Source organism: Pseudomonas sp. B21-051 (assembly GCF_024748795.1).
GTDB lineage: Bacteria > Pseudomonadota > Gammaproteobacteria > Pseudomonadales > Pseudomonadaceae > Aquipseudomonas > Aquipseudomonas putida_A.
In genome coordinates this window covers 2,313,431-2,328,586 of sequence record NZ_CP087166.1, presented here as the reverse complement: position 1 = coordinate 2,328,586, position 15,156 = coordinate 2,313,431, and the positions used below count along the sequence as shown (strand labels likewise).

Here is a 15,156-nt window from a genome sequence, read left to right as displayed (position 1 = left end):
ACGGAGCTGCACATGGCTATCCTGCATACCCAGCTCAACCCCCGTTCAGCGGAGTTCGCCGCCAACAGCGCGGCGATGCTTGAACAGGTCGACGCCCTGCACACCCTGCTCGCCCAAGTGGCGCAGGGTGGCGGCGCGAAAGCCCAGGAACGACACACCTCGCGCGGTAAATTGCTGCCGCGTGAGCGAATCAATCGCCTGCTCGATCCGGGCTCGCCGTTTCTCGAGATCAGCCAGCTCGCCGCACACGCCGTGTATGGCGAAGACGTACCGGCCGCCGGGGTGATTGCCGGGATCGGCCGGGTCGAAGGCGTCGAGTGCATGATCGTCGCCAACGACGCGACGGTGAAAGGTGGCTCGTACTACCCGCTGACCGTGAAAAAACACCTGCGCGCGCAAACCATCGCCCAGCAGAACCGCCTGCCGTGCATCTATCTGGTGGACTCCGGCGGCGCCAACCTGCCGCGTCAGGACGAAGTGTTCCCGGATCGCGAGCACTTCGGCCGGATCTTCTTCAACCAGGCCAATATGAGCGCCATGGGCATTCCGCAGATCGCCGTGGTCATGGGCTCCTGCACCGCTGGCGGCGCGTATGTGCCGGCGATGGCGGACGAAGCGATCATGGTGCGCAATCAGGCAACGATTTTCCTCGCCGGCCCACCGCTGGTGAAAGCCGCGACCGGTGAAGTGGTCAGCGCTGAAGATCTTGGCGGTGCCGACGTGCACTGCAAGATTTCCGGGGTCGCCGATCATTACGCCGAGAGCGACGAACACGCCCTCGCCCTCGCCCGCCGCAGCGTCGCCAACCTTAACTGGCGCAAGCTCGGCGAAGTGCAGCAGCGCACGCCGATTGCGCCGCTGTACGCCAGCGACGAGTTATATGGCGTGGTTTCGGCCGACGCCAAACAGCCATTCGACGTGCGCGAAGTGATTGCGCGGCTGGTCGACGGTTCGGTGTTCGATGAGTTCAAGGCGCTGTTCGGCACCACCCTGGTCTGCGGTTTTGCGCACCTGCATGGATACCCGATCGCGATCCTCGCCAACAACGGCATCCTCTTCGCCGAAGCCGCGCAAAAAGGCGCGCACTTCATCGAACTGGCCTGCCAGCGCGGCATTCCGCTGCTGTTCCTGCAGAACATCACCGGGTTCATGGTCGGCCAGAAGTACGAGGCCGGAGGCATCGCCAAGCACGGCGCGAAACTGGTGACCGCCGTGGCCTGCGCCAAGGTGCCGAAATTCACCGTGATCATCGGCGGCAGCTTCGGCGCCGGTAACTACGGCATGTGCGGCCGCGCGTACGATCCGCGCTTCCTGTGGATGTGGCCGAATGCGCGCATCGGCGTGATGGGCGCCGAGCAGGCTGCGGGCGTGCTGGTGCAGGTCAAGCGCGAGCAGGCCGAACGCAGCGGCCAGGCCTTCAGCGCCGCGCAGGAAGCCGAGATCAAGCAACCGATCCTCGATCAGTACGAAGAGCAGGGTCATCCCTACTATTCCAGCGCACGGCTGTGGGACGACGGCGTCATCGACCCGGCGCAGACCCGTGATGTGCTGGCCCTGGCCTTGTCCGCGTCGTTGAACGCGCCTATCGAACCGAGCCGCTTCGGCGTGTTCCGGATGTGATGCTTTTTTTGTGGGAGCGAGCCTGCTCGCGAAGACGGTCTGTCAGCTCCGGATACTTCGACTGATACACCGCTTTCGCGAGCAGGCTCGCTCCCACAAGAACCGTGGAGACGGAAGAATATGAGCGACTTTAACACCCTCGAACTGCAGAGCGACCCACGGGGTTTCGCCACCCTGTGGCTCAACCGTGCGGAAAAGAACAACGCGTTCAACGCCGAAATGATCCGCGAACTGATTCTGGCGCTGGACAAGGTTGCCAGCGACGCCAGCCTGCGTTTCCTGTTGGTGCGCGGGCGTGGCAAGCATTTCAGCGCCGGCGCCGATCTGGCGTGGATGCAGCAGTCGGCCGAACTCGATTACCACACCAACCTCGACGATGCCCGCGAATTGGCGGAGCTGATGTACAACCTCGCCAAGCTGAAAATCCCGACCCTGGCTGTGGTTCAAGGCGCGGCGTTCGGCGGCGCGCTGGGGTTGATCAGTTGCTGCGACATGGCGATTGGCGCCGATGACGCGCAATTCTGTCTGTCGGAAGTGCGCATCGGCCTGGCGCCGGCGGTGATCAGTCCGTTCGTGGTGCAGGCCATCGGCGAACGTGCGGCACGTCGTTATGCCCTGACTGCCGAGCGCTTCGGTGGACAGCGTGCGCGGGAAATCGGTTTGTTGTCCGAGAGCTACCCGGCCTCCGAGCTTGATCGAGCCGTCGAGCAATGGATCGACAACCTGCTGCTCAACAGCCCTGCCGCGATGCGCGCCAGCAAAGATCTGCTGCGCGAAGTCGGCAATGGTGCGCTGACCCCGGCGCTGCGCCGCTACACCGAAAACGCCATCGCCCGGATCCGCGTCAGCCCTGAAGGTCAGGAAGGCTTGCGCGCCTTTCTGCAAAAACGTACACCGAGCTGGCAAGCCGCAACCACCACCAAGGAGCCGCGTTGATGAGCGCACCTGTTCTCACCACCCTGCTGGTGGCCAACCGTGGCGAGATCGCTTGCCGGGTCATGCGCACCGCCAAGGCGCTGGGCCTGACCACCGTCGCCGTGCACAGCGCCACTGACCGCGAAGCGCGGCATAGCCGGGAAGCGGATATCCGCGTTGATCTGGGCGGCAGTAAAGCCGCTGACAGTTATCTGCAAATCGACAAGCTGATCGCGGCGGCCAGGGCCAGCGGCGCGCAGGCGATTCACCCGGGTTACGGCTTTCTGTCGGAGAACGCCGGTTTCGCCCGTGCCATTGAACAGGCCGGGCTGATTTTCCTCGGCCCGCCCGCCTCGGCCATCGACGCGATGGGCAGCAAATCTGCAGCCAAGGCGCTGATGGAAACCGCCGGTGTGCCGCTGGTGCCGGGCTATCACGGCGAGGCGCAGGATCTCGAAACCTTCCGCGAAGCCTGCGCACGCATCGGCTATCCGGTGCTGCTCAAGGCCACGGCCGGTGGCGGCGGCAAAGGCATGAAAGTGGTCGAGGACGTCAGCCAACTGGCCGAAGCCCTGGCCTCGGCGCAACGTGAAGCGCAGTCGTCGTTCGGCGATTCGCGGATGCTGGTGGAGAAATACCTGCTCAAACCGCGTCACGTGGAAATCCAGGTGTTCGCCGACCAGCACGGCAACTGCCTGTACCTTAACGAGCGCGATTGCTCAATCCAGCGCCGGCACCAGAAGGTCGTCGAAGAAGCCCCGGCCCCGGGCCTGACTCCGGAGCTGCGCCGGGCCATGGGCGAAGCGGCTGTGCGTTCGGCGCAGGCGATCGGTTACGTCGGTGCCGGCACCGTGGAGTTTCTGCTCGATGCGCGCGGCGAATTCTTCTTCATGGAGATGAACACGCGTCTGCAGGTCGAGCATCCCGTGACCGAAGCGATCACCGGCCTCGATCTGGTGGCGTGGCAGATTCGCGTGGCGCGCGGTGAAGCGTTGCCGATTACCCAGGATCAGGTGCCGCTCAATGGCCATGCGATTGAAGTGCGGCTGTATGCCGAAGATCCGTCGAATGATTTCCTGCCCGCCACCGGACGTCTGGAGCTTTACCGTGAATCGGCCGCCGGACCGGGGCGTCGGGTCGATAGCGGCGTTGAGCAAGGCGATGAAATTTCGCCGTTCTATGACCCGATGCTCGGCAAGCTGATCGCCTGGGGCGAAGATCGCGAGCAGGCTCGCCTACGGCTGTTAAGCATGCTCGATGAGTTCGCGATTGGCGGTTTGAAGACCAACATCAACTTCCTGCGGCGGATCATTGCACATCCGGCGTTTGCCGCTGCGGAGCTGGATACCGGGTTTATTCCGCGTTATCAGGAAACGCTGCTGCCCGCTCCGGGTGAGCTGAGCGATGAGTTCTGGCAGACCGCAGCACAGGCTTTCGCGCAAAGTTTGCCGGGCGCTGTTCGGGCGGATGACCTGGGTTCGCCGTGGGCGTTGAACAGCGGGTTGCGCGCAGGGTTGCCGGCGGAAGTCACCTTGCACTTGAGCTGCGAAGGTCAGGATCGGGCGTTGACCTTGGGCAGCACCGACAACGCCAAACTGTCGGATGAAGCATTGGTCGTCGAGCACGATGGCGTACGTCGCACCTTGCGCGCCATTCGTCAGGGCGATTCGCTGTACCTGCAATGGGAAGGCGAGTTGCGGCGTATTCAGATGTTCGACCCAATCAGCGCCGTCGACGCCAGCCACAGCCATCAGGGCGGTCTGACTGCGCCTATGAACGGCAGCATCGTGCGGGTGTTGGTGGAGGCCGGTCAATCGGTCGAGGCCGGTGCGCAACTGGTGGTGCTGGAGGCGATGAAGATGGAGCACAGCATTCGCGCGCCCCATGCGGGAGTGATCAAAGCGCTGTATTGCCAGGAAGGCGAAATGGTCGGCGAAGGCAGCGCTTTGGTTGAATTGGAAGCTGTGTAAATGGGAGATCGATCCTACGCAAAGCGAGGATCGATCTGACTAGAAACGCGCCGTGGCCTGAACCACCACGCCGATGATTCGGCACTCATCGGTGAACAGGGCTTTGGGCCAGGTCGGATTGAGCGGTACCAGATAACGCTGGCCGCCCTCTTCGTCGAGCTTGCGAAAGATCGCTTCATCGCAGCCCTGCCACTGGGCGATCACCAGTTTGCCGGGCAGCGCTTCCACCTCTGGATCCACCAGGATGAGCATGCCTTCGGCGATGCTCTGGCCCGAAGGTGCGGTCATCGAGTTTCCCGTCACGGTCAGCCAGAACGCTGCGCCACGGGCGTGATAGTCCGTCAGTTCGAAGCGCTGCTTGTCATGCGTCGGGGCGTAAGCGGCGGTTGCGCTCTCGCGCGATTCGCACGGCGTGTGCCAGTCGCTGACCGGATAGCGGAAGTACGGGTTGTACTTCTGCGCCAGCGGCATCTCGTCATCGTCGGTCTCCTGCGGCTCGCGAATCACCAGTACAACTTCCAGGAAGTCCATCCCGAGTGCCTGCAATACGCGGTTCATTTCCGTGATGCCCGGCTCGCGACGTTTGTTCAGCCAATGGCCGATCCCGCCCTGGGACATGCCGACGCGCTCTCCGAGCTCTGTTTGAGTGATTTTGAGTTCACTCATTTTGGCCTTGACCAACTCAATCCATTTATCCATGTGCGGCACCTTACTTGCCCCGCCTTCGGCCGGCAAAACACATATTGTAGTATTTAAATTCTGGTCACAACTACGCATCGTACTATGCTGGAAGCACGGACTTTCAATCGAACAAGGAGTGACCCTTCACCATGAATATCAGCAGCAAAGACTTGCCCGATCTGCAAATGGACACCACGTTCACCTCGCCTCAGGGCAACGCAGCAGCGCAGCGAGCACTGGACTATTACTTGAAACCAGCTGTTTCAGAACCTGACGTGGATGAACGTTTTTTCGATGTGAAACGCCATCTCAGCGGCGAAGAAGCCCTCGTGCACGCGTCGGATCTGTTGCGCTGCGCGGCCGCCACCGCCTTCAAGGCAGCGGAAAACCTGCAGGGTGCGAGCCGCGACCTGGCATTTTCGGTGGTGCATATGGTGGATATGGCGCGAGCGATGGTCGACCATTCAATTGATGGCGAGCAGCTCTGACAGACACGGGAAACGGGCGGACAGGAAAGAATTTTCCAATCGCGCAGATAAAAACATTTGACTTGCAAATGATAATGATTATTATTGCAAGCAGCTGGTCGCGAGATCAGTCGATGGACCAGGGACCTTAGGTCGGTCTTCTGGACTATCTCCTCATCAGGCTAATCACGGTTTTTGACCCGGCTTTATGCCGGGTCTTTTTTTGCCCGTTTTTCGGGCTTATGGCTTCAGGCTAATGAAGTCTTTGGGTGCTGCAAATTCGATGGCGCGGATAATATCAAAAGAATATCGCTTGGCAAGCAAAGCCCGGCCCGATTGGAGCAAACTAATGACAATTAGCACTTGAGAATCAATCGCACAGTCTCTAAGCTGCTTGCGCGTCACGGAAGACGCCCCCCCACCGCAAGCCGCAATTTCCCTCGGTTTCACCTCAGTCTTGCGTGTAAAGTAGCTGCCATAAAAATCATATTCAGGAACCGATATGACCGTGGCCAAATCTTCGTTCGACATCAGCGCCAACTTCGACAGCGGCAACATCCAAGTCATCGACATCTCCAATCCGCTCAACCCGGTTCTGGCCATTCGCCCGGATACCCGTAGCGCTCACTTCCAGTGGTTCCACTTCAAGGCCAGCGGCCTGCATGTTCATCAGGAACACTGGTTTCGCCTGGTCAACGCCAGCCAATCCTCCTACAACAAAGCCTGGACCGGCTATCAGGCCGTCGCTTCCTACGATCACGTCAACTGGTTCCGCATTCCCACCAGTTTCGAAGGCGACAGCCTGCGCTTTTGCCTCGAAGCCGAGCAGACTCACGCCTGGTTCGCCTACTTCGAACCCTACAGCCGCGGTCGTCACGACTGGCTGATCGAGCAAGCGCTGACCAAGGCCGGCACCGAACTGCTGGCCACCGGCAAGAGCGTCGAGGGTCGTGACATTCAACTGCTGCGCAAGGGCAGCGGTGCCGAAGGCCAGCGCAAAATCTGGATCATCGCGCAACAGCACCCGGGCGAACACATGGCCGAATGGTTCATGGAAGGCGTGATCGAACGCCTGGAACGCCACGACGACCCGGTGCTGAACAAGCTGCTCGCCAGCGCCGATCTGTATCTGGTGCCGAACATGAACCCGGACGGCGCCTTCCACGGTCACCTGCGCACCAACGCCATGGGCCAGGATTTGAACCGCGCCTGGCAGAGCGCCAGTCAGGACATCAGCCCTGAAGTCCTTTTCGTACAACAGCAAATGGAAAAGTACGGCGTCGATCTGTTCCTCGACGTACACGGTGACGAGGAAATCCCCCACGTGTTCACCGCCGGTTGTGAAGGCAACCCAGGTTACACGCCGCGCATCGAGAAGCTCGAAGAGCATTTCCGCACGCACCTCAAGCACACCACCAAAGACTTCCAGACCAAATATGGCTACACCCGCGACGAACCGGGCCAGGCCAACATGACCCTGGCCTGCAACGCGGTCGGCCAGAAATACGACTGCCTGTCGCTGACCCTGGAAATGCCGTTCAAGGATCACGATGCCCATCCAAACAAGGAAACGGGCTGGTCCGGCAAGCGCTCGAAACAGTTGGGCAAGGACGTGCTGACCACCATCGCCGACATGGTCGATACCCTGCGCTGATCCCTCCCCTGCTTCACCCAAAGATCGCAGCTATGCCTGCGATCTTTTTTTTGCGCAATCAAACGCCATGACCAACAAGGTTGCAAATTAAAACCAGAATGCTTAACGTGATTCTGGTTTTAATTTGAAACCCAAAAAGGAATCAGGGCATGCAATCTCAACCTCTCAAAAGCAGCGTGGTACTGCTGTTCGCCATTGCCTGCGGTCTGGCCGTAGGCAATGTGTATTACGCGCAGCCGTTGCTGGACGCCATGGCCGAGGCCTTCGCCATGTCGCCGGCAACCATCGGCATCGTGATCACCCTGACGCAGATCGGCTACGGCATCGGTCTGGTGTTGCTGGTGCCACTCGGCGACCTGCTCAACCGACGCCGGTTGATCGTCACCCAGACCCTGCTCTCGGCCGCCGCGCTGCTGATGATCGCGCTGGCACCCAATAGCGTGTGGTTGCTGATCGGCATGACCCTGACCGGTTTGCTTGCGGTGGTGACGCAAGTGCTGGTGGCGTACGCCGCGACTCTGGCGATCCCGGCGCAACGCGGTCGGGTGGTCGGCGTAGTCACCAGCGGTATCGTCGTCGGCATTCTGCTCGCGCGCACCGTTGCCGGGGCCATGGCTGATCTGGCCGGTTGGCGTGCGATCTATCTGCTGTCGGCGGGGCTGACGCTGTTGATGGCGCTGCTGCTGTTGCGCGTATTGCCCAAGGATGAAGCCGCGCAGCCGGCGAGCCGTTACGGCGCGCTGATCGCTTCGGTGTTCCGCCTGTTCAGGCAAGAGCCGGTGCTGCGACAACGGGCGATTCTCGCGTTGCTGACCTTTGCCAGCGCCATGGTGCTGTGGACGCCGATGGTGCTACCGCTGGCCGCCCCGCCACTGTCGCTGTCGCACAGTGAAATCGGCCTGTTCGGGTTGGCAGGTGCCGCCGGTGCACTTGCCGCCGCGCGCGCCGGACATCTGGCTGATCGCGGCCTCGGCCAATGGGTCAGTGGCCTGTCGCTGCTGCTGATGCTCGCCTCGTGGCTGCCGATCGCCCTCACCCGGTCCTCGTTGTGGGCGCTGTTGCTAGGCGTGATCACCCTCGATCTGGGCTTGCAGGCCGTGCACGTCACCAGCCAGAGCATGATCTACAGCGTGCGCCCCGAAGCGCAAAGCCGCCTCACCGCCGGCTACATGCTGTTCTATTCGATCGGCAGTGCATTGGGTTCGATTACGTCGACGGCGATGTACGCCTGGGCCGGCTGGACCGGCGTGTGTCTGCTTGGTGCCGCTATCAACGCAGTGGCGCTGGGTTATTGGTGGCTGACTCTGAAAAGTGGCGCACCGCAGCGGTGCGCCACACAGACGGGTTAATCGCGACCGCGACCGCGCAACATGCTGTCGAGCACCTCGTCGCGACGCACCCAACCATGGAACAGCGCCGCCGCCAGGTGCAACAGCACAGTCAGGAACAACAGGTACGCCAGATAGCCATGCGCCTTGCGCAGCAGGGCAAACACTTGCGCATCGGCCGGCAGGATCGACGGCAATTGCAGGGCATTGCTGAGCATCACCGGCTCCCCCGACGCACTGATCATCGCCCAACCGAGCAGCGGCAGCACCAGCATCAATGCGTACAACAACACATGCGAAGCCTTGGCCGCCATCACCTGCCAGCCCGGCAGATCGACCGGCAGCGGCGGCTGTCGAGTGGAAAACCGCACCAACAGACGCACGACCACCAGCAGCAGAATCGCAATCCCCAGCGGTTTGTGCAGATGAATCAGCCACTCATGCCGCTGTGAAACCGAAGTGACCATGCCGGCGCCAATGAACAACATGGCGATGATCATCAGCGCCATCAGCCAATGCAGCAGCCGCGCCAACAGCGCGAAATGAGTCGGTTGCGTGCTCATGGGCGAGCCTCCTGTCTGGCGGCGGGCAATTGGCTGACTTCACTGGTGCGCCGCAGATAGGAGTCGGCGTAACCGGCGGAACGCGCGGCGAGCAGCGGGTCGTCGGAACCTTCGATACCGGCCGGCAGTACCAGCGGATCGTAGTTGATGTCGCGGCATTCGCCGCTGAGCTGCGGCTGGGTCTTCTCCAGCACCAGCGTGCCGGCGTTGATTACCTTGCGACCCTCGGGCCAGGTTTTGCTGGCATCGTTCACCGGATCACCGGGGTTGGCCAAGGTGATGTTCAACTGCCAGCGCAACGGTCCCTCGGCCAGGCGCTGCACCAGATCCTTCTCGAGAAAATCCGCGCCCTCCGGCGCCGGGGCTCCGGCGGCATCACGCGCCAGTGGCGTGACACTCCAGCGCACTGCCTGCTTCTGCCCACTGGCGTTGACCAGATAGAAAGCATTCACGCTGTTGTAGGTTTCAGTGGCATAGCTGGCCGACGGTTTGGCGGTCTTCACCCACGTCAGAAACGGCACGGCTTCCGGGTGCGCGGCGAAGAATGCCGGCACTTTCGACGGATCCGGTTTGCCCGTGGCCGGGTCCGGCGACTGCGCCTGCTGCAATTGATAGAACGCCTCGGGAGTGCCGACCGGAAACACCGGCATGCTGTTCATCCCGGTGCGCCATTGCTGACCGTTGGCCTGGGTGAAACGCAGCGCCAGACTGCGGATCGGCACACTGCTGTCCGGGGCGTAGGGATTCCCCGCCGGCAATGCAAAACGCCCGACCACCGGGGTCTGCGCCTCATTGAACACCTGCGCCGAAGAGAACGCCCGCGCCTCGCCACTGCTCTCGAAATGCCCGATCACGCACACGCCCTTGGCATGGTTGCGCCGGAACCCGGGATGCACGCCGTTGTTTTTCTCCAGCACATCGACCAGCGCCTTGGGCGTCAGACGTTGTGGGTCAAGGTTACCGTGCACGTAGGCAAACGCCCCGGCCACTGCGGCAACCACCACGGCAATCGCCGTCAGGCGCAACACTGTGCTCGCGGTACTCAAGGGCGGGCGCGGCGGCCTGCCCGGCGGTGAAGTGCGATCAACCATGAATAACTCCAGGGCCATCGGCCACAAGTAGGAAGAATCAGCAAGACGCACCCCGTCGGGATTTATTCCATGGCCCGGTATTTATTTTTCCGAACGTGGAATAACCTCGAACGGCAGACGTCTCCCTAGTCCACAGCGTAGTGACTAGCAGAAATTCATGAGCGAATTCGACGAACAGTTGAGAGAAATCATTCCCAGATTGCGCCGCTTTGCCGTGTCGTTGACCCGCAACAGCAGCAGCGCCGACGATCTGGTGCAGGCCAGCCTCGAGCGGGCCCTGTCCGGCTGGGGTGCGAAACGCGCCGAAGGTGACGTGCGCGCGTGGCTGTTCGCGATCCTCTATCGGCAGTTTCTCGACGCCCACCGACGCTCCCGTCGTTATGCGCGGATGCTCGAATTCTTCACCGGTCGCGACGACGCCGAACCCTCGACCGAGCGCACCGTGATCGCCCAATCGACCCTGCAAGCCTTCGATCGCCTGCCCACCGAGCAACGCGCGCTGTTGCTGATGGTCTCGGTCGAAGGCCTGAGCTACAAGGAAGTCGCCGAAATTCTGGACGTCCCCACCGGCACCGTGATGTCGCGCCTGTCCCGCGCCCGCCAGGCCTTGCGCCAACTCAGCGACGGCGAAATCAGCAGCCCTTCTTTGCGGATACTCAAATGATCAGCATGCCCCCCAGCGAGCGCGACCTGCACGCGTACGTCGATCACCAACTCAACGAAGCCGACCGGCGTCTGGTCGACACCTGGCTGGCCACTCACCCGGAAGCCGCCGCGCAGGTGCGCGCCTGGCAGCACGACGCCCAGTTGTTGCGCGCAGCCTTGGGTGGTGCGTTGCAGCAACCGGCCAACCCGGAGCTCGATCCGGCGCTGATTCGCCAGCGCCTCAAGCGTCAGTCGCGTCGTCACCTGGCCAGCGCGGCGGTGTTATTGATCGCGGTCGGCATCGGCGGTTTCAGTGGCTGGCAGGCGCGGGAAATGACCCTCGTGCGCTCATCCTCACTACCGATGACCGATGCCTTGCAAGCCTATCGATTGATTGCCCAGCAGGGAATTTTGCCGGCGGACTACAAGGTCGACACTGACGGCGACATGCAGCATTGGCTCGACCGCTATTTCACCCAGGCCAGTCGCTTGCCTGATCTGAAATCCGCCGGTTTCGAACCGGTCAGCGGTCGCCTGCTCAGCACCGACGAAGGCCCGGCGGCGATGGTCATGTATGAGGACCGCAGCGGCCACAAGGTCAGTTTCTATGTGCGACCACCGGGGCCGAAGAACACCTTCCTGCCACGCGGCAGCCGCAGCGACGGCGATCTGCAGGCCGATTACTGGTCCGGTGACGGGTACAACTATGCGATGGTCAGCCCGACGGATTCGCCGGCGGCAAAACAACTGAAGCAATCAATGCAATTCTGAAAGTCCCGCTGTAGGAGCTGCGGCACGCTGCGATCTTTTGATTTTTAACATCAAGGTCAAAAGATCGCAGCGTGCCGCAGCTCCTACAGGGGACTGTGTTGGGTCAGAAACCTACGTCGAGCACCACATTGTCCAGGTAAGTGCCCGCCGGCGGCGTGGTCTGGTCGGTGTAGATCTTCGCGTTGTAATTGAAAATCTGGCTCCCCGTACCCAAGCCATTCCCCGGATTGACCTCGGCATCGGTGCTTGACCGGCGCGCGCTGCCGACGCTGCCCCACCGGGTGGTGCCGGCACTTTTGAAGATGTCGTAGGCCAGATAGTTGCTCCCGGAAATCATCCGCCGCCGACCGCCAACACTGACCGGGTTCTGCCCGTCGCTCAAACCGACGGTGTAGGCGCTGCCCTTGGTGCAGGCCAGATTGATGGTCTGCCCGGTCACCGGGGTAAAGGCGCTGATCACCGGTGCACTGCCAAAGGCAATGTTCGGCGCAGTAATCGTGCAGTCGTTGGACACCGTCAGGTTCACCGTCAATGTCGCCGTACCGCTGTTAATGTCGCGCCCCAGACAAACACTGCCGATACCGATCCCGGAGCAGTAATTCCAGTTCCAGAAAATGCTCAGGGTTTCCGTATAAATCCCGGCGGCGACGTTGCTGCCAATGGTCGTGCCCAGATACAGCGGCACGGTTTTGGGGGTGGTACCGTTGAGCAGCCCCAGGGCGTCGATGATGCCGTTACGCGCGAAGTCATAGGCGGTGCCGCGAGTCACCGGGTAGCTGGTGCTGTTGTTGGCGTAGATTGTGTAGCCAATGACGTCGCCAGTCGGCCCGAGCAAGCCGCTCTGGGTCGAGGTGATGGTGGCGTAGAAATGATCGTTGCTGGTCAGCAATGACAGCAGTGAGCCGGTGCAGCTCAAGCCTGCATTGAGCGTGGAACTGGGCTGCGTCGTGGTGCGCACGGCAATCGAACTGATCGAACCGAACGCCGCCGGCGTGGTGCTGACCACCGAGCACAAGGCCTGCGCCATCCCCGGCAGCAGCAACGCCAGACACAGACAGATCCGCGCCGCACTCATTGGCACACCAACGGGCCGATCAGCGGTACCTGGCTTTGCTGCATATCCACTTCGAATTGCGTCTTGCAGGTTTTGCCGTCGGCCAGCGTCACCTGCAACGAGTTCTGCGCCTGCAGGTTTTCCAGATAGACCAGCCCGTCCCAGCCGACCACCGTGCGCGCCCCACTCTGCTCGTGCAGCACGCCCGCGCCCAATGGCAGTTCGCGTTGCTGCGCATCCACCAGCACGATGCTCGCGGCGATCACCCGGGTCAGAGGAAACTCCAGCAAATAACCGCTGCCACGGCGCACGGCGATGCGTTGTTCGACGTTGGGGCTGCGCACGTTGGCCGGCAGATTCAGCGGATCGATTTCGTATTTGCCGCGGTAGTACGCGCTGCTCCACGGCACCAGCAAGTGCCCGTTTTTATCGGTCTGACCGACCTGCTGGTTTTCGTAGCGCACCGGAATATCGGCGAAACCCTCGGTGCTGACCACCACAAACGCGTCGTCGATGCGATTGGCGGCGAACACCTGGCGGTCCATCCACACCAGCGAGCCACTGGCATCGGCCCATCGGGTCTCGGCGTCGGACGTGCCGTAGACCCCGGCCTGCAACTGCACCGATTGCAGACGCCAGGTCACATCAGCCTGACGATAATCGGGGCCATCTCCCTTGGCGTAACCCAGATTGAAACCGACCCCTCCCTCGGTCGGTACCGAACGGCTGTAATTGACCCGCTGCTGACTCTGCCCGGTTTTGCTGCGCTCGCTACTGATCGCCAGGCTGCCGCGCAGATCGAACGGGATCACCAGTTGCGCCTGCACCGCCCAGTTGCTGTCGCCGATCTCGCGGTTGGCCGACAAATAGAAGCTGCTGTTGCGCCACAGCGGTTTGCTCCAACTCAGGTTGAGCAGACGCGTGCGCGAATCGTCCGCCGCGCGCACGTCGAAATAACCGGCACCGAGGCTGCCCCAGCGCTCGAGGTTGACGCTCAGGGTCGCCTGCTCGCTGCGCCGGCTGAGGCTGATATAAGGGCTGTCGATCACGCTGAGGTCGGCGTACTGATCGCGGCGTTGCAGGCGCTGCCAGGAAAAACTGTAGCGCTGGCTGCTGTACTGATAACCGAGACTCAACTGCTCGCCGCCGTCGCCGTCGAATCGGCTCTGACTGATGGCGCTGTTGAGTACGCCGAAATTGCCCAAACGCCAATTGCCACCGATGCCGCCGAGAGTCAGCGAGTCAGCCGCTTCGGCATGGCTTTCCAGGGTGAAGCTGTCGCTGACACCGTAGCGCAGGCTGCCGGAGCTCACGCCGGGGCCATAGCTGAAGTCCTTCAAGCCGTAATCGCGGCGCAACGTACCGGCCGCCACCGAGAAATCACTCAGGCCTTTTTGCAGCAGACTGCTGGTGACATAGAACGGTACCGTGGTCGATACCTGCCGCCCCAGCGCATCGGTGGTCACCACCACCGCCTCCCCGGCGCCGTTGATGAAGGGAATATTGGTCAGGGTATACGGCCCCGGTTGCAGGTCGGTGCTGCTCGACTTGTAGCCGTTGATGAACAGATCCACCGACGACGGCACCGCGGCCTCACCGGCAAACTGCGGCAACGGATAAGTCACCAGATCCGGGCGCACGGCAAAATCCCGTGAGAACTGCACACCGCCCAGACGCACCGAATTGCTCCACGGCAAGGCGCCGCTGACCACGTCCCCGCCTTCGTAGGTGAGCATTCGCTCGTCGTCGGAGTAACGCCAGGTGGTGTCGTAGCGCAGGTAACCGTTGTCCAGCGTGCTGACCGAATCCCCAGACAAGGTGCGCCGGTACTGCCCGGTGTTGGACAACGTGCCCCAGCTGTCGAACAGCCGCACCTCGTTCCACGCCGCCAGATAAGTGCCGGCATCGTCGGTGTCGTTGAGGTACAGGTCATAGTTGAACAACGCGCCGAAACTGCTCAGCGCCGGGGTGCGCGGATAGTTCTCGCGATTGCCGATGAACTGATCCGGCAGCCACTGCGGTGGCACCACCAGCAGCAGGCGCTGGCCGACACTGTCGTATTCGCTGTGCAGTCCCGGCAGGCCGTCGAGATCGACTTCGTCAGCGCTGCCCTCGGGCAATTTCATCCCGGTTTCGCGCAGTGCAATGGCCGGCAAAAACAGATGGCCGTCACGCTGCTGCACCGCCACCACCCGCCCGGTGTTCATCTGATTAACCACCAACTCCAGAAACAACTGTGCATCACTTACGGCCTCCATGCCGCTGGGCGGTGGCGGCAGTTCGCCGGCCCCCGATGGATCAACGAACATCAGGCAACACGCGCCGGTCATGAGCCACAACGGACGCTGAATACGACGAGCCCATCCCGGACTCATACACGCTTTACGTCCGTCAATG

Annotated in this window: 14 protein-coding genes; 8 read left to right on the top strand and 6 right to left on the bottom strand. The window is 61.8% G+C overall.

Annotated elements, in window-relative coordinates:
• The first annotated feature begins 12 nt into the window (after positions 1-12).
• The 3 genes from LOY52_RS10455 to LOY52_RS10445 all read left to right on the top strand — a co-directional run bounded on the left by LOY52_RS10455 (position 13) and on the right by LOY52_RS10445 (position 4,505).
• Positions 13-1,620, top strand: coding sequence for a carboxyl transferase domain-containing protein (locus tag LOY52_RS10455; protein ID WP_139054542.1), 1,608 nt, complete (start codon positions 13-15; stop codon positions 1,618-1,620).
• 120 nt (positions 1,621-1,740) lie between these two features.
• Positions 1,741-2,556: a gamma-carboxygeranoyl-CoA hydratase gene (locus LOY52_RS10450; protein WP_258679394.1), complete on the top strand. Its 816-nt coding sequence runs from the start codon at positions 1,741-1,743 to the stop codon at positions 2,554-2,556.
• Entirely contained in the window at positions 2,556-4,505 is a 1,950-nt protein-coding gene (locus LOY52_RS10445; protein WP_258679393.1) for an acetyl/propionyl/methylcrotonyl-CoA carboxylase subunit alpha, read from the top strand. Before LOY52_RS10450 ends, LOY52_RS10445 begins: the two co-directional genes overlap by 1 nt.
• A 39-nt stretch (positions 4,506-4,544) precedes the next feature.
• Here LOY52_RS10445 and LOY52_RS10440 read toward each other — a convergent pair whose 3' ends face one another.
• Positions 4,545-5,204, bottom strand: a complete 660-nt coding sequence (locus tag LOY52_RS10440; protein ID WP_096795671.1) for a LexA family transcriptional regulator — start codon at positions 5,202-5,204, stop codon at positions 4,545-4,547.
• Positions 5,205-5,335: 131 nt separating this feature from the next.
• On the opposite strand from LOY52_RS10440, the gene LOY52_RS10435 reads away from it, so the two are divergent.
• Positions 5,336-5,674, top strand: a complete 339-nt coding sequence (locus LOY52_RS10435; RefSeq protein WP_258679392.1) for a DUF6124 family protein — start codon at positions 5,336-5,338, stop codon at positions 5,672-5,674.
• 219 nt (positions 5,675-5,893) lie between these two features.
• Here the strand turns inward: LOY52_RS10435 and LOY52_RS10430 are convergent, their stop codons facing one another.
• On the bottom strand, positions 5,894-6,184 hold the full coding sequence (locus tag LOY52_RS10430) for a hypothetical protein (RefSeq protein WP_258679391.1): 291 nt from the start codon (positions 6,182-6,184) through the stop codon (positions 5,894-5,896).
• Here LOY52_RS10430 and LOY52_RS10425 point away from each other — a divergent pair.
• Both LOY52_RS10425 and LOY52_RS10420 read left to right on the top strand, forming a co-directional pair.
• Entirely contained in the window at positions 6,156-7,307 is a 1,152-nt protein-coding gene (locus LOY52_RS10425; RefSeq protein ID WP_258679389.1) for a M14-type cytosolic carboxypeptidase, read from the top strand. The genes LOY52_RS10430 and LOY52_RS10425 overlap by 29 nt on opposite strands.
• A 149-nt stretch (positions 7,308-7,456) precedes the next feature.
• Positions 7,457-8,656 (top strand): MFS transporter, encoded by a 1,200-nt coding sequence (locus tag LOY52_RS10420; RefSeq protein WP_258679388.1) that lies wholly within the window; start codon positions 7,457-7,459, stop codon positions 8,654-8,656.
• On the opposite strand, the gene LOY52_RS10415 is transcribed toward LOY52_RS10420, so the two are convergent.
• Both LOY52_RS10415 and LOY52_RS10410 read right to left on the bottom strand, forming a co-directional pair.
• On the bottom strand, positions 8,653-9,198 hold the full coding sequence (locus LOY52_RS10415) for a cytochrome b (protein WP_258679386.1): 546 nt from the start codon (positions 9,196-9,198) through the stop codon (positions 8,653-8,655). The genes LOY52_RS10420 and LOY52_RS10415 overlap by 4 nt on opposite strands.
• Positions 9,195-10,289 (bottom strand): catalase family peroxidase, encoded by a 1,095-nt coding sequence (locus tag LOY52_RS10410; protein WP_258679385.1) that lies wholly within the window; start codon positions 10,287-10,289, stop codon positions 9,195-9,197. Before LOY52_RS10410 ends, LOY52_RS10415 begins: the two co-directional genes overlap by 4 nt.
• Before the next feature lie 157 nt (positions 10,290-10,446).
• On the opposite strand from LOY52_RS10410, the gene LOY52_RS10405 reads away from it, so the two are divergent.
• Positions 10,447-10,953 carry an RNA polymerase sigma factor gene (locus LOY52_RS10405; protein ID WP_258679384.1) on the top strand — a complete coding sequence of 169 codons (507 nt, stop codon included), beginning with the start codon at positions 10,447-10,449 and terminating at the stop codon, positions 10,951-10,953.
• Complete coding sequence (locus tag LOY52_RS10400; protein ID WP_258679383.1) at positions 10,950-11,705, top strand: anti-sigma factor; 756 nt, start codon at positions 10,950-10,952, stop codon at positions 11,703-11,705. Before LOY52_RS10405 ends, LOY52_RS10400 begins: the two co-directional genes overlap by 4 nt.
• A gap of 103 nt (positions 11,706-11,808) precedes the next feature.
• Here LOY52_RS10400 and LOY52_RS10395 read toward each other — a convergent pair whose 3' ends face one another.
• Both LOY52_RS10395 and LOY52_RS10390 read right to left on the bottom strand, forming a co-directional pair.
• A complete protein-coding gene (locus tag LOY52_RS10395; protein WP_258679382.1) occupies positions 11,809-12,780 on the bottom strand; it encodes a spore coat U domain-containing protein in 972 nt (323 codons plus the stop codon).
• Positions 12,777-15,134: a fimbria/pilus outer membrane usher protein gene (locus tag LOY52_RS10390; RefSeq protein ID WP_258679381.1), complete on the bottom strand. Its 2,358-nt coding sequence runs from the start codon at positions 15,132-15,134 to the stop codon at positions 12,777-12,779. The genes LOY52_RS10395 and LOY52_RS10390 overlap by 4 nt, the downstream gene beginning before the upstream one ends.
• Positions 15,135-15,156: the final 22 nt, after the last annotated feature.